Source organism: Escherichia sp. MOD1-EC6819 (assembly GCF_002965765.1).
Classification (GTDB): domain Bacteria; phylum Pseudomonadota; class Gammaproteobacteria; order Enterobacterales; family Enterobacteriaceae; genus Escherichia; species Escherichia ruysiae.
Window position 1 is genome coordinate 1 of record NZ_PTRG01000018.1, and the last position, 25786, is coordinate 25786.

The 25786-nt window shown below is 52.7% G+C and carries 25 protein-coding genes and 5 tRNA genes; 11 read left to right on the forward strand and 19 right to left on the reverse strand.

The window, feature by feature from the left end:
* On the forward strand, positions 1–253 hold a 253-nt coding region (locus tag A7Z06_RS20255), incomplete at its 5' end, for an autotransporter outer membrane beta-barrel domain-containing protein (RefSeq protein ID WP_123058187.1).
* A 118-nt stretch (positions 254–371) separates the two neighbouring features.
* Here the strand turns inward: A7Z06_RS20255 and luxS are convergent.
* The 14 genes from luxS to pncC form a co-directional block, all read right to left on the reverse strand.
* The gene (luxS, locus tag A7Z06_RS20260) at positions 372–887 is read right to left on the reverse strand and encodes an S-ribosylhomocysteine lyase (protein WP_001130204.1); all 516 of its coding nucleotides are present in this window, start codon (positions 885–887) and stop codon (positions 372–374) included.
* 149 nt (positions 888–1036) lie between these two features.
* Positions 1037–2593, reverse strand: a complete 1557-nt coding sequence (gene gshA / locus A7Z06_RS20265) for a glutamate--cysteine ligase (protein WP_000611834.1) — start codon at positions 2591–2593, stop codon at positions 1037–1039.
* Between the two features lie 72 nt (positions 2594–2665).
* On the reverse strand, positions 2666–3094 hold the full coding sequence (locus tag A7Z06_RS20270) for a YqaA family protein (protein ID WP_000004484.1): 429 nt from the start codon (positions 3092–3094) through the stop codon (positions 2666–2668).
* Positions 3091–3657, reverse strand: coding sequence for a fructose-1-phosphate/6-phosphogluconate phosphatase (gene yqaB, locus A7Z06_RS20275; protein WP_000273321.1), 567 nt, complete (start codon positions 3655–3657; stop codon positions 3091–3093). The genes A7Z06_RS20270 and yqaB overlap by 4 nt, the downstream gene beginning before the upstream one ends.
* A 276-nt stretch (positions 3658–3933) precedes the next feature.
* Positions 3934–4010, reverse strand: a tRNA-Arg gene (locus A7Z06_RS20280).
* Between the two features lie 196 nt (positions 4011–4206).
* A tRNA-Arg gene (locus A7Z06_RS20285) sits at positions 4207–4283 on the reverse strand.
* Between the two features lie 62 nt (positions 4284–4345).
* Positions 4346–4422 (reverse strand) — tRNA-Arg (locus A7Z06_RS20290).
* A 64-nt stretch (positions 4423–4486) separates the two neighbouring features.
* A tRNA-Arg gene (locus A7Z06_RS20295) sits at positions 4487–4563 on the reverse strand.
* A gap of 3 nt (positions 4564–4566) precedes the next feature.
* A tRNA-Ser gene (locus A7Z06_RS20300) sits at positions 4567–4659 on the reverse strand.
* A 315-nt stretch (positions 4660–4974) separates the two neighbouring features.
* Positions 4975–5160 carry a carbon storage regulator CsrA gene (csrA, locus tag A7Z06_RS20305; protein ID WP_000906486.1) on the reverse strand — a complete coding sequence of 62 codons (186 nt, stop codon included), beginning with the start codon at positions 5158–5160 and terminating at the stop codon, positions 4975–4977.
* 234 nt (positions 5161–5394) lie between these two features.
* Positions 5395–8025, reverse strand: a complete 2631-nt coding sequence (gene alaS, locus A7Z06_RS20310) for an alanine--tRNA ligase (RefSeq protein ID WP_105279561.1) — start codon at positions 8023–8025, stop codon at positions 5395–5397.
* Between the two features lie 128 nt (positions 8026–8153).
* Positions 8154–8654, reverse strand: coding sequence for a recombination regulator RecX (recX, locus tag A7Z06_RS20315; RefSeq protein WP_000140513.1), 501 nt, complete (start codon positions 8652–8654; stop codon positions 8154–8156).
* Between the two features lie 239 nt (positions 8655–8893).
* Positions 8894–9955: a recombinase RecA gene (gene recA / locus A7Z06_RS20320; RefSeq protein ID WP_000963153.1), complete on the reverse strand. Its 1062-nt coding sequence runs from the start codon at positions 9953–9955 to the stop codon at positions 8894–8896.
* Positions 9956–10034: 79 nt separating this feature from the next.
* Complete coding sequence (gene pncC, locus A7Z06_RS20325; protein WP_010348092.1) at positions 10035–10532, reverse strand: nicotinamide-nucleotide amidase; 498 nt, start codon at positions 10530–10532, stop codon at positions 10035–10037.
* A gap of 179 nt (positions 10533–10711) precedes the next feature.
* Here pncC and A7Z06_RS20330 point away from each other — a divergent pair, with 179 nt between their 5' ends.
* Positions 10712–10960 (forward strand): hypothetical protein, encoded by a 249-nt coding sequence (locus A7Z06_RS20330; protein ID WP_000201681.1) that lies wholly within the window; start codon positions 10712–10714, stop codon positions 10958–10960.
* 38 nt (positions 10961–10998) lie between these two features.
* On the opposite strand, the gene mltB is transcribed toward A7Z06_RS20330, so the two are convergent.
* Positions 10999–12084, reverse strand: coding sequence for a lytic murein transglycosylase B (gene mltB / locus A7Z06_RS20335; RefSeq protein WP_000240845.1), 1086 nt, complete (start codon positions 12082–12084; stop codon positions 10999–11001).
* A gap of 255 nt (positions 12085–12339) precedes the next feature.
* On the opposite strand from mltB, the gene srlA reads away from it, so the two are divergent.
* The 7 genes from srlA to gutQ all read left to right on the forward strand — a co-directional run bounded on the left by srlA (position 12340) and on the right by gutQ (position 17288).
* The gene (gene srlA / locus A7Z06_RS20340; protein WP_000573313.1) at positions 12340–12903 is read left to right on the forward strand and encodes a PTS glucitol/sorbitol transporter subunit IIC; all 564 of its coding nucleotides are present in this window, start codon (positions 12340–12342) and stop codon (positions 12901–12903) included.
* Complete coding sequence (gene srlE, locus A7Z06_RS20345; protein ID WP_000196924.1) at positions 12900–13859, forward strand: PTS glucitol/sorbitol transporter subunit IIB; 960 nt, start codon at positions 12900–12902, stop codon at positions 13857–13859. The genes srlA and srlE overlap by 4 nt, the downstream gene beginning before the upstream one ends.
* 10 nt (positions 13860–13869) lie before the next feature.
* On the forward strand, positions 13870–14241 hold the full coding sequence (srlB, locus tag A7Z06_RS20350; RefSeq protein ID WP_000216196.1) for a PTS glucitol/sorbitol transporter subunit IIA: 372 nt from the start codon (positions 13870–13872) through the stop codon (positions 14239–14241).
* Between the two features lie 4 nt (positions 14242–14245).
* Entirely contained in the window at positions 14246–15025 is a 780-nt protein-coding gene (gene srlD / locus A7Z06_RS20355; protein WP_001077363.1) for a sorbitol-6-phosphate dehydrogenase, read from the forward strand.
* Positions 15026–15130: 105 nt separating this feature from the next.
* Positions 15131–15490, forward strand: a complete 360-nt coding sequence (gene gutM / locus A7Z06_RS20360; RefSeq protein ID WP_000252899.1) for a transcriptional regulator GutM — start codon at positions 15131–15133, stop codon at positions 15488–15490.
* Between the two features lie 66 nt (positions 15491–15556).
* The gene (gene srlR, locus A7Z06_RS20365; protein ID WP_000804555.1) at positions 15557–16330 is read left to right on the forward strand and encodes a glucitol operon DNA-binding transcriptional repressor SrlR; all 774 of its coding nucleotides are present in this window, start codon (positions 15557–15559) and stop codon (positions 16328–16330) included.
* Entirely contained in the window at positions 16323–17288 is a 966-nt protein-coding gene (gene gutQ / locus A7Z06_RS20370) for an arabinose-5-phosphate isomerase GutQ (protein ID WP_032226048.1), read from the forward strand. The genes srlR and gutQ overlap by 8 nt, the downstream gene beginning before the upstream one ends.
* Here the strand turns inward: gutQ and norR are convergent.
* On the reverse strand, positions 17285–18799 hold the full coding sequence (gene norR / locus A7Z06_RS20375; protein WP_000010734.1) for a nitric oxide reductase transcriptional regulator NorR: 1515 nt from the start codon (positions 18797–18799) through the stop codon (positions 17285–17287). The two genes, gutQ and norR, sit on opposite strands and share 4 nt — an antisense overlap.
* Positions 18800–18985: 186 nt before the next feature.
* Between norR and norV the strand changes: the two genes are divergently transcribed.
* Positions 18986–20425, forward strand: coding sequence for an anaerobic nitric oxide reductase flavorubredoxin (gene norV / locus A7Z06_RS20380; RefSeq protein WP_000029630.1), 1440 nt, complete (start codon positions 18986–18988; stop codon positions 20423–20425).
* Complete coding sequence (norW, locus tag A7Z06_RS20385) at positions 20422–21555, forward strand: NADH:flavorubredoxin reductase NorW (protein ID WP_000064717.1); 1134 nt, start codon at positions 20422–20424, stop codon at positions 21553–21555. The genes norV and norW overlap by 4 nt, the downstream gene beginning before the upstream one ends.
* A 77-nt stretch (positions 21556–21632) precedes the next feature.
* On the opposite strand, the gene hypF is transcribed toward norW, so the two are convergent.
* The 3 genes from hypF to ascG form a co-directional block, all read right to left on the reverse strand.
* Positions 21633–23873 carry a carbamoyltransferase HypF gene (hypF, locus tag A7Z06_RS20390; protein WP_094185037.1) on the reverse strand — a complete coding sequence of 747 codons (2241 nt, stop codon included), beginning with the start codon at positions 23871–23873 and terminating at the stop codon, positions 21633–21635.
* A gap of 152 nt (positions 23874–24025) precedes the next feature.
* Positions 24026–24553, reverse strand: coding sequence for an electron transport protein HydN (gene hydN, locus A7Z06_RS20395; RefSeq protein ID WP_001078777.1), 528 nt, complete (start codon positions 24551–24553; stop codon positions 24026–24028).
* A 148-nt stretch (positions 24554–24701) separates the two neighbouring features.
* Entirely contained in the window at positions 24702–25712 is a 1011-nt protein-coding gene (gene ascG / locus A7Z06_RS20400; RefSeq protein ID WP_000210330.1) for a DNA-binding transcriptional regulator AscG, read from the reverse strand.
* Positions 25713–25786 lie beyond the last annotated feature (74 nt).

The window sequence follows — 25786 nt, forward strand, 5'->3', positions numbered from 1 at the left end:
TGATGATCATAAAGCGCGTTCCTTCCAGCCTTTCGTGGAAGCCAACTGGATTTATAACTCCCGCAATTACAGCGTGAAGATGGATGGCATCAGCGATGAAATCATCGGCACGCGTAACATCGGCGAGTTAAAAGTTGGGGTGGAAGGTCAGCTTAATCCACGTCTGCAACTGTGGGGCAACGTCGCCCAGCAGTTGGGGGACAACGGTTACAGCGATACCCAGGGAATGCTGGGCATGAAATATCTCTTTTAATACCACTTTGCCGCCCGTCACGTACGGGTGGCGCGCTCCCCGCATCAACCTGATAAGCGTAGCACATCAGGCAAGCCGGACAGTGATATCACCGCCCGGCTTCTTCTTCTTAAACGGGCTAGATGTGCAGTTCCTGCAACTTCTCTTTCGGCAGCGCCAGTTCCTCATTGCTGTTGATACGCACGTCGCGCTCCAGAATGCTACGTGCAATATCCTGTGCTTCCTGCAACGAGTGCATCTGGTAAGTACCGCACTGGTAGACATTCAGTTCAGGGATCTGATTCTGATCCTTCACTTTCAGCACATCTTCCATTGCCGCCTTCCAGGCATCAGCAACACGCTGCTCATCTGGCGTACCAATCAGACTCATATAGAAACCGGTGCGGCAACCCATTGGCGAGATATCAATAATCTCAACGCCGTTACCGTTAAGATGGTTGCGCATAAAACCAGCAAACAGATGCTCCAGGGTATGGATACCTTTTTCTGGCATTACTTCTTTGTTCGGCACGCAGAAACGCAGATCGAACACGGTGATTGCGTCGCCATGCGGGGTGTTCATTGTTTTCGCCACCCGAACTGCAGGCGCTTCCATCCGGGTATGATCGACTGTGAAGCTATCTAACAACGGCATTTAGCCACCTCCGGTAATTTTTTTTAAAATATTCTGAACTCTTTGTTCCCAGGCGAGTCTGAGTATATGAAAGACGCGCATTTGTTATCATCATCCCTGAATTCAGAGATGAAATTTTGGCCACTCACGAGTGGCCTTTTTCTTTTCTATCAGCTGTGTTTTTCCAGCCACACCTTGAACGACTCGGTGTCTGCGGCTTCCATTTCCTGCTGACGGCGTTTAGACGCTTCGCGCTCGGCAATAAAATCGTCTTCACGCAGAATTTCCAGCGGCTCTTCACGCAACAAATTGCGATAAGCCTCACCAAACGCTTTCCCGGTTCCGCCAATACCAGTATCAATCATAGACCGTAAGATGCGGGCGGAGAAAGTCAGATCGGGATTATCAAAGCAGGCCACCAGTTCATCACACACTTTCTGGTATGCTTCGCCGCCGTTAATGCTGTCCAGCGTTTGCGCGACGCGTTTCAGATCCCGGAACAGATCTTTGCCCACCTGCGGCAACGGGAATTGCGCAGTTTCACAGCCAATTCCCAGTGTCAGCCCCGGCTTACGTCCTTCGAGGATCACCCGGTTCCAGTTGACGCGTGTACAGGCAAGTTCACTACTGCTCATTTCCGGTGCATCAGCCAGCGCACACCAGACCATAAACAGGTCGAGGAATCGCACCTGCTGCTCATCAACACCAATCGGCGAGAATGGGTTGATATCCAGCGAACGCACTTCGATATATTCAATGCCGCCGCGTAACAGCGCATCTGAAGGCGACTCGCCGCTGCGAGTAACGCGTTTCGGACGAATCGGCGCATACAGCTCGTTTTCAATCTGCAGCACGTTGCTGTTGATTTGCAGCCGCTTGCCGTCTTTCTCAAGACCAATCGTCGCGTACTCTTCCGACGGCGTTTTAATTGCCCGCTTCAGACCCGCTACATACTCGTAGAGATCATTAAAGGTAATACCAAGATTACTTTGCGATTTATTGGTATAGCCCAGATCGCTCAAACGTAGCGATGTTGCATACGGCAGGTAATACATGCCGCACTCGGTTTTCTCAAACGGCAGCGACGTCGGTTTACCTTGCAGGAAAGAAGAACAAATTGCCGGAGATGCGCCAAACAGGTACGGGATCACCCAACCGAAGCGATAGTAGTTACGAATAGCGCGGAAGTAGCCCGCAGAGATTTTCTCTTTGGCGTCAACGCCCGAGATATCACCACACTTCGCCTGCCAGAATGCCATTGGTAAAGAGAAGTTGTAGTGTACGCCGGAGATGGTTTGCATCAGCGCGCCATAGCGATTTTTCAGCCCTTCACGGTACAGCGTTTTAAAGCGCCCTGTATTGGACGTTCCATACTGCGCCAGTTCGATATCCTGACCTTCCGCGATGTAACATGGCATACTTAACGGCCACATCCGCTCATCGCCAATATTACGCGCGGTATAGCGATGCAAATCGCGCATAAAGGTCAACATATGCTCAATATCGCCATCGACCGGCGTAATGAACTCCAGCAACGCTTCGGCAAAATCGGTGGTGATCCATTTATGCGTCAGTGCGGAACCTAATGCTTCAGGATGACCGGTTGTTGCCAGAGTGCCATCTGGGTTAACACGCAAAGTTTCGCGCTCAAGACCACGCTGTATCCCCTTTAATGCCTGAGGATGTTTTTCCAGCCAGGCCAGCGCCTGTGATACGTCCGGGATCAAATTGACCTCCCGCCTGTCAAAATCGTTTTAATTAGCATAACTGTAATGGTGGCCATGTGTGCAGGCCTACAATTAGTGCCACCACATCATGCCCTGAACGGTGGCTGCTGCAACCGCAACATAGCGCAACGCTTTACCAAGGCACAAAAAAAAGATTACTGGTCCCCACGAGATGCGCATCCATCCCGCTAACAGACACAGTAAGTCGCCAATCACTGGCATCCAGCTTAATAAGAGTGTGACTGCGCCATAGCGTTTCAGCCAGCCAATGGCTTTTTCTTGCCAGCGCGATGTTTTGCGCAATGGAAAGAAACGCCCAAGGATAACGTTAGTTAACCCTCCAAGGCTATTACCCATTGTTGCTGTTAATACTAAAACCCAGGGATGACTCACCCCAGAAAGTAACATTGCGACCAGCACAACTTCCGAATTGCCGGGTAGTAGTGTAGCGCTGAGAAAACTACTGGCAAACAACGAGAAGAGCGACAGCGACTCACTCACAGCAAGCGAACATCCACGGCGTCCATGCCTGCGGCGCGAGCGGCCTGTATGCCAAAATCGGCATCTTCAAAGACAACGCACTGTGTTGGTTGCACGCCCATACGCTGCGCACACAGCAAAAACGTGTCTGGTGCAGGTTTATGGTGTTTGACGTGATCGGCAGCGACAACCGCGTCAAAATAACGACGTAATCCCAGATGCGTTAGCAGCGCCTCAGCGATGGCGCTTTCACTCCCCGTACCGACAGCCATTGGGCGACGACCGTGCCAGCTTTTCACCACTTCAACAAGAGGAAGCGGTTCGACGCTATCGAGCAACATGCTTCTTACGGCATCGGTTTTCTCGCGGGCTAATGCATGGGGATCGAGATCGGCCTGATTCAGCTCAATAATCGCCTGGGCTATACGCCAGGTGGGCGAGCCATTAAGCGCAATCATGGCCTGTACATCGTACTGAAGACCGTAGCGTCCTAATACTTCACGCCACGCTTTACGGTGCGTGGGTTCTGTATCCAGGATTGTGCCATCCATATCAAAAATTAAACCTGCATAACGCTCGTACATTGTCTTCTCGCAAGTCGAAAAATATGACGCTACTTTAGCGTAATTGCTTGATTTTGTCGCCGATGCGAAGGGGAAGATTATTCAGGATATGGATAAAATAGTTATTTAGAAATGAGATGTTTTTGGAGGAAATTGTTGGAGAAGATGGTGCATCCGGGAGGATGACTCACTGGCGTTCGCCCTTCGGGCCGTTGCTGGCGCAACGTTATCCTCCCTGGTGCAGACATCAATATTGCAGACCATGAGGATCATCAATCGCGGATAATACGGAGAAGATGGTGCATCCGGGAGGATTCGAACCTCCGACCGCTCGGTTCGTAGCCGAGTACTCTATCCAGCTGAGCTACGGATGCATCGGGAAAATTTATTTTACTGCTGATATGATATCGCTACGAAAGCCATATCAAGTAATGATGGTGCATCCGGGAGGATTACTCGCCTTACGGCTCGCCCTTCGGGCCGTTGCTAAAGCAACGTTATCCTCCCTGGTGCCTGCGGTTAATACCGCTACCTCTTCGATACCTTCATTGCTGAAGATTTCGGAGAATATGGTGCATCCGGGAGGATTCGAACCTCCGACCGCTCGGTTCGTAGCCGAGTACTCTATCCAGCTGAGCTACGGATGCATCGGGAAAATTATTTTACTGCTGATATTGATATCGCTACGAAAGCTATATCAAGTAAGAGATGGTGCATCCGGGAGGATTCGAACCTCCGACCGCTCGGTTCGTAGCCGAGTACTCTATCCAGCTGAGCTACGGATGCATCGGAAAACTTACTTTACTGCAGATTTTTTGATACCGCTACTAAAGCCATATCAAGCAAGAGATGGTGCATCCGGGAGGATTCGAACCTCCGACCGCTCGGTTCGTAGCCGAGTACTCTATCCAGCTGAGCTACGGATGCAAATGGCGGTGAGGCGGGGATTCGAACCCCGGATGCAGCTTTTGACCGCATACTCCCTTAGCAGGGGAGCGCCTTCAGCCTCTCGGCCACCTCACCACACGCCTCTTACGAGTGCTTCGAAGAACTTGTTTATCGCTCATCGCCGCTGCGTGGCGCACATATTACTTTCTGAGACTTATAAGTCAAACAATTTTTCCCACACTTTTATCGTTTGCACACTTCACGCTCAATTAGACTGTAAAAACGTCAAAAAGAGTGTTTTATCAACAGAAAAAATGGCCTATGACAGGCAGGAATGATGTTGAAAAATGGATGTTAACGTTGAATGAACGGGAGTAACGCGAAAAGAAATTGAAGTGAAGGAGAGATTTTGAGGGTGCGTCTCACCGTTAAAGATGAGACGCGGAAAGATTAGTAACTGGACTGCTGGGATTTTTCAGCCTGGATACGCTGGTAGATCTCTTCACGGTGAACAGAAACTTCCTTCGGGGCATTTACGCCAATACGTACCTGGTTGCCCTTTACCCCTAAAACTGTCACGGTGACCTCATCCCCAATCATGAGGGTCTCACCAACTCGACGAGTCAGAATCAGCATTCTTTGCTCCTTGAAAGATTAAAAGAGTCGGGTCTCTCTGTATCCCGGCATTATCCATCATATAACGCCAAAAAGTAAGCAATGACAAACACATTACATGTAAGCAGTCATGGCATTACATTCTGTTAAACCTAAGTTTAGCCGATATACACAACTTCAACCTGACTTTATCGTTGTCGATAGCGTTGATGCGAATGCCGTGGAGCAAGTCCACGGCATTGCCTGACGCTAATATTATTGCAATTTCGCGTTGACCCAGCCTTTCACACTGGCTAACGCTGCAGGTAAGGCCGCAGCATCCGTACCACCGGCTTGCGCCATGTCAGGACGTCCACCACCCTTGCCGCCCACCTGCTGAGCGACCATACCAATCAGTTCCCCTGCTTTCACACGATCTGTGACGTCCTTAGATACGCCTGCAATCAGAGAAACCTTACCTTCGGCTACCGTTGCCAGCACGATAATTGTCGACCCCAGCTGATTTTTTAAATCGTCAACCATGGTACGCAACATCTTCGGCTCAACACCGTTAAGCTCGCTAACCAACAGCTTAACACCATTAACATCAATTGCCTTACTGGAAAGATTTGCACTCTCCTGCGCGGCAGCTTGTTCTTTAAGCTGTTGTAGCTCTTTTTCCAACTGACGCGTACGTTCCAGTACTGAACGAACTTTATCAGCCAGATTATTGCTATCGCCTTTCAGCAGATGCGCAACTTCGCTTAAGCGATCGCTGTCTGCATGAACGGTGGCAATAGCACCTTCTCCGGTTACAGCTTCGATACGACGAACGCCCGCAGCAGTACCCGATTCAGAGATAATACGGAACAGACCGATATCACCGGTGCGGCTGGCGTGAGTACCGCCACACAGCTCTGTGGAGAAATCGCCCATGCTCAGTACACGTACACGTTCATCATACTTCTCGCCAAATAGCGCCATCGCGCCTTTCGCTTTCGCAGCCTCGAGATCCATGATGTTGGTTTCGATCGGCAAGTTACGACGAATCTGTGCGTTAACCAGATCCTCTACGGCACGAATTTCCTCTGGCTTCATCGCTTCATTATGTGAGAAGTCGAAACGCAGCACTTTGTCGTTAACCAGAGAACCTTTCTGCGATACATGAGTCCCCAGAATCTGGCGCAGCGCGGCGTGCATCAAGTGCGTTGCGGAGTGATTCAGACGAATACGAGCGCGACGAGCCTCATCAACATCAGCCTGCACCGCGTCGCCCACTGTCAGAGAACCCGCAGCTAGTTTACCGATGTGACCAATCGCCTGGCCGTATTTCTGAGTATCTTCTACCGCAAAGGAGAAGTTTGCGCCTTTCAGTTCGCCTTTATCGCCAACCTGACCGCCAGATTCTGCATAGAATGGCGTTTGATCCAGCACAACTACCGCTTCCTGGCCTGCATTGATGGCATCAACCGCTTTACCATCAACAAACAGCGCGGTCACTTTGCCGTTCAGTTCCAGATGGTCATAGCCTTTAAATTCAGATGCACTGTCAACACGGATCATTGCGTTGTAATCGGCACCAAAGCCGCTGGCTTCGCGCGCACGACGACGCTGCTCTTCCATTGCTGCTTCAAAACCAGCTTCGTCAACTTTGATATTGCGCTCACGACAAACGTCAGCCGTCAGGTCAACCGGGAAGCCGTAGGTGTCGTACAGGCGGAAAGCTGTTTCGCCATCCAGCGTATCACCGGAAAGCTTCGCCAGCTCTTCGTCCAGCAGCGCCAGACCGCGTTCCAGAGTACGAGCAAACTGCTCTTCTTCAGTCTTCAGCACCTGCTCAACCTGCGCCTGCTGGCGTTTCAGGTCTTCACCCGCAGAGCCCATAACGTCGATCAGTGGCCCCACCAGCTTGTAGAAGAAGGTTTCTTTCGCGCCCAGCATATTGCCGTGACGCACCGCGCGACGAATGATACGACGCAGTACATAACCACGGTTTTCGTTGGACGGCATTACGCCATCCGCGATCAGGAACGCACAAGAACGAATGTGGTCAGCGATTACGCGCAGCGATTTGTTGCTTAGATCGGTCGCGCCAGTGACTTTCGCTACTGCCTGGATCAGCGTGCGGAACAGATCGATGTCATAGTTAGAGTTAACGTGTTGCAACACCGCAGCAATACGCTCCAGCCCCATACCGGTATCTACAGACGGCTTCGGCAGCGGTTCCATCGTGCCATCTGCCTGGCGGTTGAACTGCATGAAGACGATGTTCCAGATCTCAATGTAGCGGTCGCCGTCTTCTTCCGGGCTTCCCGGAGGGCCACCCCAAATGTGGTCGCCGTGATCGTAGAAGATTTCGGTGCACGGGCCGCACGGACCAGTGTCACCCATCTGCCAGAAGTTGTCAGATGCGTATGGCGCACCTTTGTTATCGCCGATGCGAATAATACGTTCGCGCGGGATCCCTACTTCTTTTTCCCAGATTTCGTAGGCTTCGTCGTCGCTTTCATAGACGGTAACCCACAGACGCTCTTTCGGCAGGGCAAACCATTTTTCGCTGGTCAGCAGTTCCCATGCAAACTGAATGGCATCGTGTTTGAAATAGTCGCCGAAGCTGAAGTTGCCCAGCATCTCGAAGAAGGTATGGTGACGCGCGGTGTAACCGACGTTTTCCAGGTCGTTGTGTTTACCACCCGCACGCACGCAGCGTTGGGAGGTGGTAGCGCGGGAATAATTACGCTTGTCGAGCCCAAGGAACACATCCTTGAACTGGTTCATCCCGGCGTTGGTAAACAACAAAGTTGGGTCGTTATGGGGGACCAGGGAGCTGCTGGCAACTACCTGATGTCCCTTACTATGGAAAAAGTCGAGAAACGCCTGACGGATCTCAGCGGTGCTCTTGCTCATAATTATCCTGAAATCAAGCTAACGAAATATCGCCACCAGCAGCAGCAAGTTAATAACCGCTGGGCTGGTAACTGAAAAGTGGGAATAAGATAAGTTTTCTTGACTGGGAAGTAAAATACCGTATGCGTTCAGTCGGCAAAATTTCGCCAAATCTCCTGGATATCTTCCATCAGATAGCCACGATAGAGCAGAAAACGCTGGATCTTAACTTTTTCTGAAAAAACTGTTGGCAGCGGTTCGCCATATTTTCGCGTCGCCTGATCGCGCGCCAGCGAGCACCAGTCGATATCACATTCACGCATCGCTTTTTCTGTCGCTTCGCGGGAAATACCTTTCTGGTTCAGCTCCTGACGAATACGCGCCGGGCCATATCCTTTGCGGCTGCGGCTGGCGATAAAGCGCGCAACAAATCGGCTGTCATCGAGATAGCCATGTTCATGGCACCAGGCAATTACACGCTCGTAATCTTCCGCCGTGGCATCAATCTCTTCCGGGCCATTTTTGCCCATAATCGGTGCTGCGAGTTTACGTCGCAATTCTTGCTCACTGTGATCGCGTACCGCCAGAATGCGTACCGCACGATCCAACAGGCGAGCATATGCCGGACGACGGGATGTTGATTCTGTCATGGCATATCCTTAAAACTTAAAAAGCAAAAGGGCCGCAGATGCGACCCAGAGATTGCTAACAAATTAGCTCACTTATAAATGTAGACACGATCTTCCTCCTCGCCCTTCCAGTTAGCGGGCCAGAGTGAGAATCACTCTTCACGCCAGTGCTGGCCTGTTCCCCTCACCCTAACCCTCTCCCCAAAGGGGCGAGGGAACCGTCCGTGCACACATTATCTATTATCATCAATAACGAACGATTAAAAATCTTCGTTAGTTTCTGCTACGCCTTCGCTGTCATCTACAGAGAAATCCGGCGTTGAGTTCGGGTTGCTCAGCAGCAACTCACGTACTTTCTTCTCGATCTCTTTCGCAGTTTCCGGGTTATCTTTCAGCCAGGCAGTCGCATTCGCTTTACCCTGACCGATCTTCTCACCTTTGTAGCTGTACCATGCACCCGCTTTCTCGATCAGCTTCTCTTTCACGCCCAGGTCAACCAGCTCGCCGTAGAAGTTAATACCTTCGCCGTAGAGGATCTGGAATTCAGCCTGTTTAAACGGTGCAGCGATTTTGTTCTTCACCACTTTCACGCGGGTTTCGCTACCCACCACGTTTTCGCCCTCTTTCACCGCACCGATACGACGGATATCGAGACGAACAGAAGCGTAGAATTTCAGCGCATTACCACCGGTTGTGGTTTCCGGGTTACCGAACATCACACCAATTTTCATACGGATCTGGTTAATGAAGATCAGCAGCGTGTTGGACTGTTTCAGGTTACCCGCCAGCTTACGCATCGCCTGGCTCATCATACGTGCCGCAAGACCCATATGAGAGTCGCCGATTTCGCCTTCGATTTCTGCTTTCGGCGTCAGTGCCGCAACGGAGTCAACAACGATAACGTCTACGGCGCCAGAACGAGCCAGCGCGTCACAGATTTCCAGTGCCTGCTCGCCGGTGTCCGGCTGAGAGCACAGCAGGTTATCGATATCGACACCCAGTTTACGTGCGTAGACCGGATCCAGCGCGTGTTCAGCATCGATAAACGCACAGGTTTTACCTTCGCGCTGCGCAGCGGCAATAACCTGCAACGTCAGCGTGGTTTTACCGGAAGATTCCGGTCCGTAGATTTCGACGATACGCCCCATCGGCAGACCACCTGCCCCAAGCGCGATATCCAGTGAAAGCGAACCGGTAGAGATGGTTTCCACATCCATAGAACGGTCTTCACCCAGGCGCATGATGGAGCCTTTACCAAATTGTTTCTCAATCTGGCCCAGTGCTGCCGCCAACGCTTTCTGTTTGTTTTCGTCGATAGCCATTTTTACTCCTGTCATGCCGGGTATTACCGGATAGTCAATATATTCTGTTGAAGCAATTATACTGTATGCTCATACAGTATCAAGTATTTTGTAGAAATTGTTGCCACAGCGTCTGCAAGGCATACGCCGTCGCCTGACGACGCACGGCTTCGCGGTCGCCACTGAAGCATTCCCGGCGGGTAATACCTTCGCCGCTGGCTGAGGCAAAAGCAAACCAGACGGTGCCAACAGGTTTCTCTTCGCTGCCGCCGTCTGGCCCAGCGATACCACTAATAGAAACGGCATAATCAGCACGAGCCGCTTTCAGGGCGCCAATTGCCATTTCCACCACGACGGGTTCACTCACCGCGCCATGCTGAGCCAGCGTCTCTTCTCGCACGCCGATCATTTGCGCTTTGGCTTCGTTACTGTAGGTGACAAATCCGCGTTCAAACCAGGCGGAACTACCGGCAATATCGGTAATCACTTTCGCTACCCAGCCGCCGGTACAAGACTCAGCGGTTGTTACGATTGCGCCACGGGCTTTCAGCGCCTGCCCTACCTGCTCGCTTAATTGCATCAGTTCACTGTCAGTCATCACAACCTCTGTCAGTCAAATATTTATGCCGGACAAGATAGCACTTTCCCGTAAAAGATGGGGACGAGCGATTCATTTTACGAGTCGCATTCCGAAATAAGACTGTTACGACCAACCAGTAAAGAAAAAGGCTACCATGCCGCGTTCACATTGATATGTATTCACAGGGAGAGAAAGTAATGGCAACAAAGAAAACGGATAACACCCCACAAAACGTACTCAAACAGACCACGCAAATGCGTATGTGGGTCACCATTGGCGGCGTCAGCGCCCTGGTTGCAGTGGTATGTAAGATTTTATCTTCTGGCTATCTTGAACCTTTCGATTTTGGTCAGGCTGCGTTAGGCGTTGTCTGCCTGGGATATACAGTGTCGCTGTCTAAGAAAATCAAACAATTACGTCAGCAATCTCTTTCAAATAAACAGTAAGATAGCAGAGGGAGGTTTAACCCCCCTCTTGCAAAGAGTTACTGTACGCGCGCCAGCGCCACGGCCTGTCCTAACTGCCAGACCGCCATTGCGTAATGGGTGCTGTGGTTGTAACGGGTGATGGTGTAGAAGTTCGGCAAACCGTACCAGTACTGATACCCCGTCCCGACATCCAGACGCAGCAAGCTGGCCTGCTGATGATTGCCCAGTGGCTGCTGTGGCGTCAGCCCTGCCGCTGCAAGTTGTGAAATGCTGTACTTGGTTTTGAAGCCATTTGGCAAGCCCGGAGCCTGACCATTTGCCATTACAGCGACCTGATCGCCTTTCACCCAGCCATGCGCTTTGAAATAGTTCGCCACGCTGCCAATGGCATCAACCGGATCCCACAGGTTGATATGTCCGTCGCCGCTGAAATCCACGGCGTATTGTTTGTAAGACGACGGCATAAACTGACCGTAGCCCATTGCCCCGGCAAAGGAACCTTTCAGATTGAGCGGATCGTCCTGCTCATCGCGCGCCATCAGCAGGAAAGTTTCCAGCTCGCCAGAGAAATACTCCGCGCGGCGTGGGTAGTTAAATGACAGCGTCGCCAACGCATCGAGGATGCGGGTTTTACCCATCACGCGTCCCCAGCGGGTTTCGACGCCGATAATCCCGACAATAATTTCCGGCGGTACGCCATACACCTGCCACGCGCGATTCAGCGCATCTTCATACTGGTTCCAGAAAACCACGCCGTTCTGCACGTTATCCGGCGTAATAAATTTTTTGCGATAACGCAACCATGCGCCATTCGGGCCTGATGGCGGCTTCACTGATGTGGTTGGTGCCTGGTTATCCATCAGCCGCAGTACCGAATCCAGACGTTTCGCCTGAGAGAGGATTTCCTGCAACTGCTGACGATTGAAGCCGTGTTTGTTCACCATTTTGTCGATGAACTGCTGCGCATTCGGGTTGTTAGCGAAGTCACCGCCCATCTGCATCACATTGTGCTGCGGCTCAAGCAGGAAGCCGCCGGACGGCGTTCCGGTGGTCGTTTCAGTCTCAGTAGGTTTTGGCTTGCTGCTACAGGCGGCAAGCAACACAAAAAGGGGAAGTAATGTTACATAACGACGCTTGACCATGAGGAGTCCATTTAACAGATTCAACCAGGGGCAAGTATGGTAAAGCATCCCGCCCCGCACAAGGAAGCGGTAGTCACTGCCCGATACGGACTTTACATAACACAAATCACCTTCATCGCCATTCTCTTAACTAAACTTTCAAATTAAAATATTTATCTTTCATTTTGCGATCAAAATAACACTTTTAAATCTTTCAATCTGATTAGATTGTGTTGCCGTTTGGTAATAAAACAATAAATTTCAAAGGAGAGAACAATGATAGAAACCATTACTCATGGCGCAGAGTGGTTCATCGGGCTGTTCCAGAAAGGTGGAGAGGTGTTTACCGGGATGGTGACCGGCATTCTTCCGCTGTTGATAAGCCTGCTGGTAATCATGAACGCGCTGATTAATTTTATCGGGCAGCACCGCATTGAACGATTTGCTCAACGTTGCGCCGGCAATCCTGTTTCTCGTTACCTGCTATTACCGTGCATTGGCACGTTTGTCTTTTGTAACCCGATGACCTTAAGTCTGGGTCGTTTTATGCCGGAAAAGTTCAAACCCAGCTATTACGCGGCGGCCTCTTATAGCTGCCACTCAATGAACGGTCTCTTCCCTCATATCAACCCCGGCGAACTGTTTGTTTATCTTGGCATTGCCAGCGGTCTGACGACGCTGAATCTGCCACTTGGCCCACTGGCTGTGAGCTACCTGCTGGTTGGTCTGGTCACCAACTTCTTCCGTGGCTGGGTGACCGACCTGACCACCGCCATTTTTGAGAAAAAGATGGGCATTCAACTTGAACAGAAAGTTCACCTGGCAGGAGCGGCATCATGACGCGTATTCGGATCGAAAAAGGCAATGGTGGCTGGGGTGGCCCGCTTGAACTGGAAGCCACGCCAGGTAAAAAAATCGTCTATATCACCGCCGGAACCCGGCCTGCAATTGTCGACAAACTGGCACAGCTTACTGGCTGGCAGGCTATCGACGGCTTTAAAGAAGGTGAACCTGCGGAAGCGGAAATCGGCGTTGCGGTAATCGACTGCGGCGGCACACTGCGCTGCGGCATCTATCCAAAACGGCATATTCCCACCATTAATATCCACTCGACGGGCAAGTCCGGTCCGCTGGCGCAGTACATAGTGGAAGATATTTATGTCTCTGGCGTGAAAGAAGAAAACATCACTGTAGTGGGTGATGCAACACCACAACCCTCTTCCGTGGGCCGTGACTATGATGCCAGCAAGAAAATCACCGAACAAAGCGATGGTTTACTGGCGAAGGTGGGAATGGGCATGGGGTCTGCCGTTGCCGTGTTGTTCCAGTCCGGGCGCGACACTATCGATACCGTATTAAAAACCATTCTGCCGTTTATGGCGTTCGTCTCGGCGCTCATCGGCATCATTATGGCTTCCGGCCTTGGTGACTGGATTGCTCACGGTCTTGCTCCGCTGGCGAGCCATCCACTGGGGCTGGTTATGCTGGCGCTCATCTGCTCCTTCCCGCTGCTTTCGCCTTTCCTTGGGCCTGGCGCCGTTATCGCGCAGGTTATCGGCGTATTGATTGGTGTGCAGATTGGTCTCGGCAATATTCCGCCGCATCTGGCTTTACCGGCGCTGTTTGCCATCAACGCGCAGGCGGCCTGCGACTTTATCCCGGTCGGTTTATCGCTGGCGGAAGCCCGTCAGGACACGGTTCGCGTCGGGGTCCCTTCTGTACTGGTGAGCCGCTTTTTGACCGGCGCACCGACTGTACTGATCGCCTGGTTTGTCTCCGGTTTTATCTATCAATAGAGGCTGAAACATGACCGTTATTTATCAGACCACCATCACCCGTATCGGCGCGAGCGCCACTGACGCTTTCAGCGACCAGATGCTCATCACCTTTCGTGAAGGCGCACCTGCGGATCTCGAAGAATATTGCTTCATCCATTGCCACGGCGAATTGAAAGGTGAACTCCATCCCGGTTTGCAATTTTCTCTCGGCCAGCATCGTTATCCGGTGACCGCCGTTGGCAGCGTGGCGGAAGACAATCTTCGCGAACTGGGTCATGTCACCCTGCGCTTCGATGGTTTAAGCGAAGCGGAATTTCCGGGCACTGTCCATGTGGCAGGCCCTGTACCCGACGATATCGTACCGGGATCGGTTTTGAAGTTTGAATCTGTTAAGGAGTAAAAAAATGAATCAGGTTGCCGTTGTCATCGGTGGTGGGCAAACCCTGGGCGCGTTCCTGTGCCACGGTCTGGCTGGCGAGGGGTATCGCGTCGCGGTTGTCGATATTCAGAGCGACAAAGCCGCAAATGTGGCGCAAGAAATTAACGCCGAATATGGTGAAGGAACGGCGTATGGTTTTGGTGCTGACGCTACCAGCGAGCAGAGCGTTCTGGCGCTCTCTCGTGGGGTAAATGAAATCTTTGGTCGCGTCGATTTGCTGGTCTACAGCGCCGGAATTGCAAAAGCAGCGTTTATCAGCGATTTTCAGCTTGGCGATTTTGACCGCTCGCTACAGGTAAATCTGGTGGGTTATTTCCTGTGCGCGCGTGAATTTTCGCGTTTGATGATCCGCGACGGGATTCAGGGACGCATTATTCAGATCAACTCGAAATCCGGCAAAGTGGGCAGCAAACACAACTCTGGCTATAGCGCAGCGAAATTTGGTGGCGTCGGGCTGACTCAATCACTGGCGCTGGATCTGGCGGAGTACGGCATTACGGTGCATTCACTGATGCTCGGTAACCTGCTGAAATCGCCGATGTTCCAGTCACTGTTGCCACAATACGCGACCAAGCTGGGTATCAAACCGGACCAAGTCGAGCAGTATTACATCGATAAAGTACCGCTCAAACGCGGCTGCGATTATCAGGATGTGCTGAATATGCTGCTGTTCTACGCCAGTCCAAAGGCGTCGTACTGCACCGGACAGTCGATCAATGTCACCGGTGGTCAGGTGATGTTCTGATCAACAGCGGAGATCCCTTAAGGATCTCCGCGAGACTAATAGAATGCCTGATGCGCTACGCTTCTCAGGCCTACAGGACTTCCGCCACTACATTAAGGAGAAGTTATGGTATCCGCACTCATCACCGTCGCCGTTATCGCCTGGTGCGCGCAACTGGCCTTAGGCGGTTGGCAAATTTCTCGTTTTAATCGAGCCTTCGACGCGCTCTGCCAGCAAGGGCGCGTCGGTGTAGGCCGTTCCAGTGGGCGCTTTAAGCCACGGGTCGTGGTCGCCATCGCCCTGGACGATCAGCAGCGCGTCACCGACACCTTGTTTATGAAAGGACTGACCGTTTTCGCCCGACCACAAAAAATTCCCGCAATTAAGGGTATGTATTCTGGTGATTTGAGGCCCGATGTGATCTTTCCCCGTGATCCACTATCACAGAATGCTCTATCATTGGCGCTTAAACTGAAACGTGGATAATTTCGTTGTGAATGTTACTTTCTTGCGAAGTTATCATTTTGAAACCTAAATCAGGTAATCACGCCCATGAAACCTCGTCAGCGTCAGGCCGCCATTCTGGAGTACCTGCAAAAGCAGGGGAAATGCTCGGTTGAAGAATTGGCGCAATACTTTGACACCACAGGCACCACCATTCGCAAAGATCTGGTTATTCTGGAACATGCCGGAACCGTCATCCGTACCTATGGCGGCGTGGTGTTAAATAAAGAGGAATCCGATCCGCCTATCGATCATAAAACGCTCATCAACACCCACAAGAAAGAGCTGATTGCGGAAGCCGCCGTCAGTTTTATTCATGATGGCGATTCGATCATTCTTGATGCTGGCAGTACCGTGTTGCAGATGGTCCCCATGCTCTCGCGCTTTAATAACATCACGGTGATGACCAACAGCCTGCATATCGTCAACGCGCTATCCGAACTGGATAACGAACAAACCATCCTGATGCCAGGCGGAACATTTCGCAAAAAATCGGCCTCATTTCACGGGCAACTGGCAGAGAATGCCTTCGAGCATTTCACCTTCGATAAATTATTTATGGGCACCGACGGCATCGATCTCAATGCGGGCGTAACCACGTTCAACGAGGTTTATACCGTCAGTAAGGCAATGTGCAATGCCGCGCGCGAAGTGATTTTGATGGCTGACTCATCGAAGTTTGGCCGTAAAAGCCCCAACGTAGTTTGCAGTCTTGAAAGCGTCGATAAACTGATTACCGACGCAGGTATCGATCCGGCGTTTCGTCAGGCGCTGGAAGAGAAAGGGATCGACGTGATCATTACCGGAGAAAGCAATGAGTGAAGCACTACTAAACGCAGGGCGTCAGACGTTAACCCTGGAGTTGCAGGAAGCAAGCCGTTTACCGGAACGTCTGGGCGATGATTTTGTTCGCGCCGCCAATATCATCCTGCACTGCGAAGGCAAAGTGGTGGTTTCGGGAATTGGCAAATCGGGCCACATTGGCAAAAAGATCGCCGCAACGCTTGCCAGTACCGGCACACCGGCTTTTTTTGTCCATCCCGCAGAAGCACTGCACGGCGATCTGGGGATGATTGAAAGCCGCGATGTGATGCTGTTTATCTCTTACTCCGGTGGCGCGAAGGAACTGGATCTGATTATTCCGCGTCTGGAAGACAAATCTATCGCGCTGCTGGCGATGACCGGCAAACCGACGTCACCGCTGGGCCTAGCGGCAAAAGCGGTGCTAGATATCTCCGTAGAACGCGAAGCCTGTCCGATGCACCTTGCGCCGACCTCCAGCACCGTCAATACCCTGATGATGGGTGACGCGCTGGCGATGGCAGTCATGCAGGCACGCGGATTTAATGAAGAAGATTTTGCCCGCTCCCACCCAGCTGGGGCACTGGGCGCTCGCTTGCTGAATAAAGTGCATCATCTGATGCGCCGTGATGACGCTATCCCACAGGTAGCATTAACCGCTAGCGTGATGGACGCGATGCTGGAACTCAGCCGCACCGGTTTAGGTCTGGTGGCAGTGTGCGATGATCAACGACTGGTGAAAGGCGTCTTTACTGACGGCGATTTACGTCGCTGGCTGGTTGGCGGCGGCGCACTCACCACGCCAGTTAATGAAGCGATGACGACAGGCGGCACCACATTACAGGCGCAAAGTCGCGCCATCGACGCTAAAGAGATCCTGATGAAGCGCAAAATCACTGCCGCACCGGTGGTGGATGAAAACGGCAAACTCACCGGCGCAATTAACCTGCAGGATTTCTATCAGGCCGGGATTATTTAATCCTTCAACCCCAGACGTTTCGCCAGCCGATGCAGGTTGGCGACGTCAGTTTCCAGCATTCGCGCGCAGGCAGCCCAGTTGTTATGATTTTGCACCAGCGCCTGGCGAATGGTTTCACGCTGGAACGCTTCTGTCGCTTCACGCAGGTTTTGCTTAACGACGGGCACCGCCGCCACTTCTGGCGGCGGCACCGTCACTTCTGGAAAAGCAAAATGTTGCGCCTCGAGAATCACTTCATCGCCGCTGCGGGTCGCTCTCGCCAGCACTACCGCCCGATGAATAGCATGTTCCAGTTCGCGCACGTTCCCCGGAAAACTGTAGTGTTGCAGTAAATTTCGCGCACTGGCGCTTAATACCACGCGGGAAAGCCCCAGCCGCAGGCGGCACTGCTCGCAGAAATACCCCGCCAGCAGAATGACGTCATCGCCCCGCTCACGCAGCGGCGGCACCGAAAGTGGAAACACGCTCAGGCGATGAAACAAGTCGGCGCGGAATCGCCCTGCCAGCACCTCTTCACGCAAGTCGCGGTTAGTCGCCGCCAGTACGCGCACATCGACCCGCAAACTGCGGTCATCGCCAACGCGCTGAATATCGCCATACTGCAACACCCGCAGCAGCTTGGCCTGCAATGCCAACGACAACTCGCCGATCTCATCGAGAAACAGCGTGCCGTTATCCGCCATTTCAAACTTCCCGCTGCGGTTACTGATAGCGCCAGTAAACGCTCCTTTCACATGCCCGAACAGTTCACTTTCCGCCACACTTTCCGGCAGTGCGGCACAGTTGAGATAGACCAGCGGATTCACCGCCCGTGGCGAGGCTTCATGAATCGCTTTCGCCACCAGCTCCTTACCGGTTCCCGTCTCACCGCTGATTAAGACGTTGAGATCGGACGCCGCCACAATCTCAATCTCTTTTTTTAATTGCGTCATACCTGGCGACAGACCGATCATCTGCGTCTGTTTCACCGCTTCAAACGGCGCGGCATCGCCCGGCAGCATATTCTGGCTTTCCAGTTGCTCAATCAGCAACGCATTGCTTAACGCTCCCGCCGCCAGCGCGGCAATCAGGCGTAACTCTTCGTCGCTGAAAACATCGAACTGATCGGGCTGCATCCCGTCGAGCGTCAGTGCGCCGATCAGGTTTTGCCCGGCAAACAACGGCAGACCAACGCAGGCGTGAACCTTCAGACTCTCCTGCCCGGGAATCAAACCGTCATAGGGATCGGGCAATTCGCTGTCTGCGGGAAAGCGCACCACATCACCCGCGCGGGCAATCGCTTCCAGCCGTGGATGACCTTCCAGCGCAAAGCGTCTACCGAGTACATCCTTCGCCAGCCCGTCGATGGCAAGCGGAATAAACTGCCGCGAGTCGTAACGTAGCAACGCAGACGCATCGCACTCCAGCACCTGACGCAGCGTGGTGATCAGGCGCTGAAAACGATCCTGATGACCAATCCCACGCTGCAATTCGATGGCGATATTCGCCAGCACATCAACGGAAAAACTCATCTTTGCCTCACTGTCAATTTGACTATTGATATTGTCATATTGACCATTTTATTGATAGTCATTTTGACTACTCACTAATGAGCATAAATTAATTTATACATTAAAAACAATCAGATAAAAAACTGGCACGCAATCTGCATTTAACAAGGCATCTTTTTAGAACACGCTGAATAAATTGAGGTTGCTATGTCTATTGTGGTGAAAAATAACATTCATTGGGTGGGTCAACGTGACTGGGAAGTACGTGATTTTCACGGCACGGAATATAAAACGCTGCGCGGCAGCAGCTACAACAGCTACCTCATCCGCGAAGAAAAAAACGTGCTGATCGACACCGTCGACCATAAATTCAGCCGCGAATTTGTGCAGAACCTGCGTAATGAAATCGATCTGGCGGATATCGATTACATCGTGATTAACCATGCAGAAGAGGACCACGCCGGGGCGCTGACTGAACTGATGGCGCAAATTCCCGATACGCCGATCTACTGTACAGCCAACGCTATCGACTCGATTAATGGTCATCACCATCATCCGGAGTGGAATTTTAATGTGGTGAAAACTGGCGACACGCTGGATATCGGCAACGGCAAACAGCTCATTTTTGTCGAAACGCCAATGCTGCACTGGCCGGACAGCATGATGACTTACCTGACAGGCGACGCGGTGCTGTTCAGTAACGATGCTTTCGGTCAGCACTACTGCGACGAGCATCTGTTCAACGATGAAGTGGATCAGACCGAGCTTTTCGAGCAGTGCCAGCGTTACTACGCCAATATCCTGACGCCGTTCAGCCGCCTGGTAACGCCGAAAATTACCGAGATCCTGGGCTTTAACTTGCCAGTCGATATGATAGCGACCTCTCACGGCGTGGTATGGCGCGATAACCCGACGCAAATTGTCGAGCTGTACCTGAAATGGGCGGCGGATTATCAGGAAGACAGAATCACCATTTTCTACGACACAATGTCGAATAATACCCGCATGATGGCTGACGCTATCGCCCAGGGGATCGCGGAAACCGACCCGCGCGTAGCGGTGAAAATTTTCAACGTCGCCCGAAGCGATAAAAACGAAATCCTGACCAATGTCTTCCGCTCAAAAGGCGTGCTGGTCGGCACTTCGACGATGAATAACGTGATGATGCCGAAAATCGCCGGGCTGGTGGAGGAGATGACCGGATTGCGCTTTCGTAATAAACGCGCCAGTGCTTTCGGCTCTCACGGCTGGAGCGGCGGTGCGGTGGATCGTCTTTCCACGCGCCTGCAGGATGCAGGTTTCGAAATGTCGCTTAGCCTGAAAGCCAAATGGCGACCGGATCAGGACGCTCTGGAGTTATGCCGTGAACACGGTCGTGAAATTGCCCGTCAATGGGCGCTTTCGCCGCTGCCGCAGAACACGGTGAATACGGTGGTTAAAGAAGAAACCTGTGCCACCACGACGGCTGACCTCGGCCCACGGATGCAATGCAGCGTCTGCCAGTGGATTTACGATCCGGCAAAAGGCGAGCCAATGCAGGACGTTGCGCCAGGAACGCCGTGGAGTGAAGTCCCGGATAACTTCCTGTGCCCGGAATGTTCACTCGGCAAAGACGTCTTTGACGAACTGGCATCGGAGGCAAAATGAGCAACGGCATTGTGATCATTGGTTCGGGCTTCGCCGCCCGCCAACTGGTGAAAAATATTCGCAAACAGGACGCCAGTATTCCATTAACCCTGATTGCCGCCGACAGCATGGATGAGTACAACAAACCTGACCTCAGCCATGTGATCAGTCAGGGGCAACGTGCCGACGACCTTACCCGCCAGACGGCAGGTGAATTTGCCGAGCAGTTTAATCTGCGCCTGTTTCCGCACACCTGGGTGACGGATATCGATGCCGAAGCCCATGTGGTGAAAAGTCAGAATAATCAGTGGCAATACGACAAGTTAGTGCTGGCAACCGGTGCCAGCGCCTTTGTCCCGCCAGTGCCCGGGCGTGAGTTAATGCTGACGTTAAATAGTCAGCAAGAGTATCGCGCCTGTGAAACGCAACTGCGGGATGCCCGACGCGTGTTGATTGTCGGCGGTGGTTTGATTGGTAGCGAACTGGCGATGGATTTTTGTCGTGCAGGCAAAGCGGTCACGCTAATCGACAACGCTGCCAGTATTCTGGCGTCATTAATGCCACCGGAAGTAAGCAGCCGCTTGCAGCATCGGTTGACGGAGATGGGCGTCCATCTGCTATTGAAATCTCAGTTGCAGTGGCTGGAAAAAACGGATTCTGGCATTCGGGCAACGCTGGATCGCCAACGCAGCATCGAAGTAGATGCAGTAATTGCCGCCACCGGACTGCGCCCGGAAACCGCCCTGGCACGACGTGCCGGACTGACGATTAATCGCGGCGTTTGCGTCGATAGTTATCTGCAAACCAGTAATGCCGATATTTATGCGCTGGGCGATTGCGCAGAAATTAACGGTCAGGTACTGCCGTTCCTCCAGCCGATTCAACTTAGTGCGATGGTGCTGGCAAAAAATCTTCTCGGCAATAACACGCCGCTGAAACTACCGGCGATGCTGGTGAAAATCAAAACGCCGGAATTACCGCTGCATCTGGCAGGCGAAACCCAGCGTCAGGATTTACGCTGGCAGATTAATACCGAACGCCAGGGAATGGTGGCGCGCGGCGTTGACGATGCTGACCAGCTTCGCGCCTTTGTGGTCAGTGAGGATCGGATGAAAGAGGCGTTCGGATTGTTGAAAACGTTGCCGGTGTAGGCATGTTTTTCTCCCTCGCCCAAAGGGCGAGGGGACTGTCCGCGCTCTATTTACGCTTAGTTACGCCACATCCGCCACTATGCAGTATGCAGGATGCGCGCCGCAGCAATAACCCCCTGCCCCAGAGACAACCCGCCATCGCCCGCCGGTAAACTCTGTGGAAAGAGCAATGTGAAATCAGCGAGATAATGCGCCAGGCGTGCACGCAGCAAACGGTTATGAATAACGCCACCACTAAATACCAGCGTAGTGATACCCCGCATCGTGGCCTGCTCACGCATCAACGATGCAAAACCCTGCGCCAGCGCATCATGAAACGCCCACGCGCGTTGATTAACCGGAGCCTGCCAGTTCAGCCACTGCTGCCAGAAGGTGGCGAGATCCAGTTGATTGTCCACCAGCGGCATCGTCACCGGATGCGTCACTCCGTCGCATGAGGCTGCGAGCGCCTCCAGAGCACAAGCCGCTTCACCTTCATAACTTAACGTGGCTGGCGCACAGCCCAGTGCCGCCGCCACAGCATCGAACAAACGCCCACACGATGACGCCAGCGGCGCGTTAATTCCACGCTCAATGGCCCGCGCCAGCACGCTCCAGTTTTGCTGTTGCACACTTGCCGTTTCAGGGTAATTCTGCCACTCCGGCACAAAGCGCAGGCACTGCGCCAGCAGGTTACGCCACGGCTGCTTCGCCGCCAAATCGCCCCCAGCAAGCGCCACCGCTGGCAAGCCGCCCAGGTGCTGGCATTCGCGATAGTTCACCCGCAGGCACTCGCCGCCCCACAAAGCGCCGTTCTCCCCCATACCAATACCGTCGAGCGTCAACGCAATGACATCACCACCATCCAGCGGCCAGTGATGTTCTGCCAGACACGCCGCCGCGTGGGCATGATGATGCAGCACCGTTTGCGTCGGCAGACTCATCTCGCTTGCCCACTGGCTGGAGACATAGCCCGGATGCGCGTCATGTACAACGTATTGCGGGGTGAAATCGTAGATGTTTTGCATCAGGCGTAACGCTTCGCGCCACTGCATCTGGATGCCATCGTCACTTAAATCGCCCAGATGCTGACTCAACACCGCTTGTTCACCACGCACCAGACAGAAGGTATTTTTCAGATCCGCACCAAGACACAACACAGGCGGTATATTTTTAAAACCCGGAGGCAAAGCCAGCGCGTCCGGCACATACCCCCGCGAACGGCGCAGCATTTCGCCGCTTTCGCGCACCACCGAATCATCCATCCGCTGCACGATGTCGCGGTTGTGTATCAAGAATCCGTCGGCAATGCCCTGCAAATCCGCCAGCGCCTGTTCGTTGCTGATAGCAGGTGGTTTACCGCTCAGGTTGCCGGAGGTCATCACCAGCGGGCATTGCAGTTCCTGTAACAGCAAATGCTGAAGCGGATTCGCAGGCAACATCACCCCGACTTCGTTAAGGCCAGGGGCGATATCATCACAAAGCTCAGGAACATATTTTTTATCCACCAGCACAATCGGCGCGGCGGGCGTGGTGAGCAACTGGCGCGCAGCGTCTGGTAAGACTTCTGCTGTTGGCAACATAACCGCCAGCGGTTTCGCCGGGCGATGTTTGCGCGCCCGAAGTGTCGCCACTGCGTTACTGTTGCGTGCATCGCAGGCGAGATGAAATCCGCCAATCCCTTTGATGGCAACAATGTTTCCCATTTTTAACTGTGCAATAGCTGCCTGTAATGCCGCCTCTTGTTCCGCATGTTCGCCATGACTTACCCATTCAAGATGCGGGCCACACTCCGGGCAGGCCACCGGCTGGGCGTGGAAGCGACGATCGAGCGGATCGCGATATTCTTTGTCACAGGCCGGACACAGCGGAAACGCCGCCATGACGGTAAACGGACGGTCGTAAGGCATCGCGCGAATAATGGTGAAACGCGGGCCACAATGAGTACAGTTGATAAACGGATAACGATAACGCCGCTCGCCTGGGGTATTCATTTCGGCAAGACAGGCAGGGCAAGTAGCGGCATCGGGAACAATTTGCGTATTCATGGTGCCGCCTGTGCTCTGGCGGATGGTGAACTCGGTGGGCGGCTGTGGCCAGATAAACGGCTCACGCTCGACGCTATCAATACGCGCCAGCGGTGGGCAGTGCTGATGCAATTGAACAAGAAACGTTTCCGGGTCTTCCAGCAACCGGACTTCCACGCCATCGCCGTCATTACAGACATCGCCGTGAAGATTTAATTGCTGTGCCAGCTGCCAGACAAACGGACGAAAACCGACGCCCTGCACTTTGCCACGAATACGCAGTTGGACACCGCAAGATGTGTTTTTTGCCATTGAGTTATTCCCGCCATCATGAATTGCGTAACCCGCCCAGCCGGACACGAGCGCGTCGCATCCGGCAGTCACAGGTCAGCGAAACCGCCCGCTCCGTATTCTACGAATATTTCCGGGAATTCCTTTGATGCCAGAACAGTTCTGTAAGATTTTTAGAACATCAGCGCCGTACGGCGACGTTTTTCTGCGCTCAGTTGTTCAAGTTTATTACGATCGACACAAATCAGCGCATGGGTCGGGCAAGCCGCCATACACGCAGGGCCGTCTTCACGATGGTTACACAGGTCGCATTTATTGGCTTCGGCTTTGTCAGCCCGTACATTCAGCCCTGCGCCGCTGTTGCGAATCACCGGACGCACCACCACTTCCATCGCACCATACGGGCAAGCCACAACGCAGGTTTTGCAACCAATACAACGTTCCTGCATCACATGAACAAACCCTTTATCACGGCTGATAGCACCATTCGGGCAGACGTTAGCGCACGGTGCATCTTCACACTGACGGCAGACTGTCGCCGTGGAAATGTTCACACCTTTAATGACATGGATACGCGGTAAAAATGTTTCCGGGGTCAGCGATGCACAGTCCTGATTCTCCTGATGAGAAACCACGCACGCCACTTCACAGGTACGGCAACCAATACATTTACTCGCGTCAGCAATGATGAAACGGTTCATCAAATTCTCCAGCAATGACAGTTAATGCGCCGATACATTCACAAATCATGCCAGTTTTTAATTTACTGTTATTTAAGGAAATTAAAATCTGTAATGCAAAAAAAACGATGTCATCGACACAAGTGACGATGACATGTGATGACAATGTTTATCGCGAAAGAGCAATGAGGGAGTCGCGGCGGATCAGTTTTCCGCTGAAGGTTTTCGGCGGTGAGAAATCCCCGCCATCGAGCATAAAAATCAGCCGTCCAATAACTTCCTGAATCATCTCAGTCACCGGAATTTTTACGCTCGAGAGCGCCGGGATCGTGTACGGCGCCATGGCGATATCATCAAATCCGATAACCGACACCTGCTCCGGCACCGCTACGCCGCGCTCGTGCAACGCTTTCATCGCCCCTATCGCCATATCGTCATTACTGGCAACCAACGCGCTAAATTTAGCCCCACGTGCGAGCAACGTTTCTACTCCTTCGGCTCCGCTGGCGGGCGTCCATTTACCGTTAGCGATAAGTTTTTCATTGAGCGCAATACCATACTGCGCCAGCGCGTCTTTATACCCGGCAAGACGCTCAATGCTGGTGGGGGAATCCATCGAGCCGGTAAGGAAAGCAATCTCCTGATGTCCGGCGTTTATCAACTCTGCCACGGCGTTAAAGCTGGTCTGTTTATGATCGCACCAGACGCTATGGCTGCTGTTTTTGCGCAGGCGGCGATTAAGCACCATTATCGGCTGACTGTGCGCGTCAATAATGTCATCGATCTCATCCACGCTTAAAAAACGCGGGTAAATCATAATGGCGTCGCAGCGCAGATCCAGCAGATACTGAATCGCCTGGCGCTCTTCTTCGGCGCTATGTTTACCATCAGCCAGCAACAGTTGGCGCCCTTTCTCTTCCGCCATCCGCGCGGCATGAAACAGTAATTCACTAAAATAAATGCCGTGGTAAAGCGTGTTGGTCACTACCAGCCCCAGCGTCTGAGTACTCTTCGCCGACAGATTGCGCGCCAGCAAATTTGGGCGGTAACCGCTCTCTTCTACCGCCTGAAACACGCGATCTTTCGTCTCCTGGCTGACGTAGCCATTACCTGAAAGCACGCGGGAAACGGTCGCTTTTGAAACCCCGGCGCGCTTCGCCACTTCCAGCATTGTCGTCATTGTTTTCATCCCTTTACACGCAGTCATCGCAGTTTACTGCACCGTTTGCTGATTGTCCTTGCGCAATCAGCGGG

What these genes read in the sequence shown, in the direction of transcription:
- gutM (WP_000252899.1), top strand. Translation starts at nt 15,131, where the DNA reads ATGGTATCCGCACTCATCACCGTCGCCGTTATCGCCTGGTGCGCGCAA.
- hydN (WP_001078777.1), bottom strand. Translation starts at nt 24,553, where the DNA reads ATGAACCGTTTCATCATTGCTGACGCGAGTAAATGTATTGGTTGCCGT.
- norR (WP_000010734.1), bottom strand. Translation starts at nt 18,799, where the DNA reads ATGAGTTTTTCCGTTGATGTGCTGGCGAATATCGCCATCGAATTGCAG.
- recA (WP_000963153.1), bottom strand. Translation starts at nt 9,955, where the DNA reads ATGGCTATCGACGAAAACAAACAGAAAGCGTTGGCGGCAGCACTGGGC.
- mltB (WP_000240845.1), bottom strand. Translation starts at nt 12,084, where the DNA reads ATGGTCAAGCGTCGTTATGTAACATTACTTCCCCTTTTTGTGTTGCTT.
- norV (WP_000029630.1), top strand. Translation starts at nt 18,986, where the DNA reads ATGTCTATTGTGGTGAAAAATAACATTCATTGGGTGGGTCAACGTGAC.
- csrA (WP_000906486.1), bottom strand. Translation starts at nt 5,160, where the DNA reads ATGCTGATTCTGACTCGTCGAGTTGGTGAGACCCTCATGATTGGGGAT.
- A7Z06_RS20330 (WP_000201681.1), top strand. Translation starts at nt 10,712, where the DNA reads ATGGCAACAAAGAAAACGGATAACACCCCACAAAACGTACTCAAACAG.
- srlR (WP_000804555.1), top strand. Translation starts at nt 15,557, where the DNA reads ATGAAACCTCGTCAGCGTCAGGCCGCCATTCTGGAGTACCTGCAAAAG.
- srlD (WP_001077363.1), top strand. Translation starts at nt 14,246, where the DNA reads ATGAATCAGGTTGCCGTTGTCATCGGTGGTGGGCAAACCCTGGGCGCG.
- ascG (WP_000210330.1), bottom strand. Translation starts at nt 25,712, where the DNA reads ATGACGACAATGCTGGAAGTGGCGAAGCGCGCCGGGGTTTCAAAAGCG.
- srlB (WP_000216196.1), top strand. Translation starts at nt 13,870, where the DNA reads ATGACCGTTATTTATCAGACCACCATCACCCGTATCGGCGCGAGCGCC.
- pncC (WP_010348092.1), bottom strand. Translation starts at nt 10,532, where the DNA reads ATGACTGACAGTGAACTGATGCAATTAAGCGAGCAGGTAGGGCAGGCG.
- luxS (WP_001130204.1), bottom strand. Translation starts at nt 887, where the DNA reads ATGCCGTTGTTAGATAGCTTCACAGTCGATCATACCCGGATGGAAGCG.
- srlE (WP_000196924.1), top strand. Translation starts at nt 12,900, where the DNA reads ATGACGCGTATTCGGATCGAAAAAGGCAATGGTGGCTGGGGTGGCCCG.
- yqaB (WP_000273321.1), bottom strand. Translation starts at nt 3,657, where the DNA reads ATGTACGAGCGTTATGCAGGTTTAATTTTTGATATGGATGGCACAATC.
- alaS (WP_105279561.1), bottom strand. Translation starts at nt 8,025, where the DNA reads ATGAGCAAGAGCACCGCTGAGATCCGTCAGGCGTTTCTCGACTTTTTC.
- srlA (WP_000573313.1), top strand. Translation starts at nt 12,340, where the DNA reads ATGATAGAAACCATTACTCATGGCGCAGAGTGGTTCATCGGGCTGTTC.
- recX (WP_000140513.1), bottom strand. Translation starts at nt 8,654, where the DNA reads ATGACAGAATCAACATCCCGTCGTCCGGCATATGCTCGCCTGTTGGAT.
- hypF (WP_094185037.1), bottom strand. Translation starts at nt 23,873, where the DNA reads ATGGCAAAAAACACATCTTGCGGTGTCCAACTGCGTATTCGTGGCAAA.
- gutQ (WP_032226048.1), top strand. Translation starts at nt 16,323, where the DNA reads ATGAGTGAAGCACTACTAAACGCAGGGCGTCAGACGTTAACCCTGGAG.
- norW (WP_000064717.1), top strand. Translation starts at nt 20,422, where the DNA reads ATGAGCAACGGCATTGTGATCATTGGTTCGGGCTTCGCCGCCCGCCAA.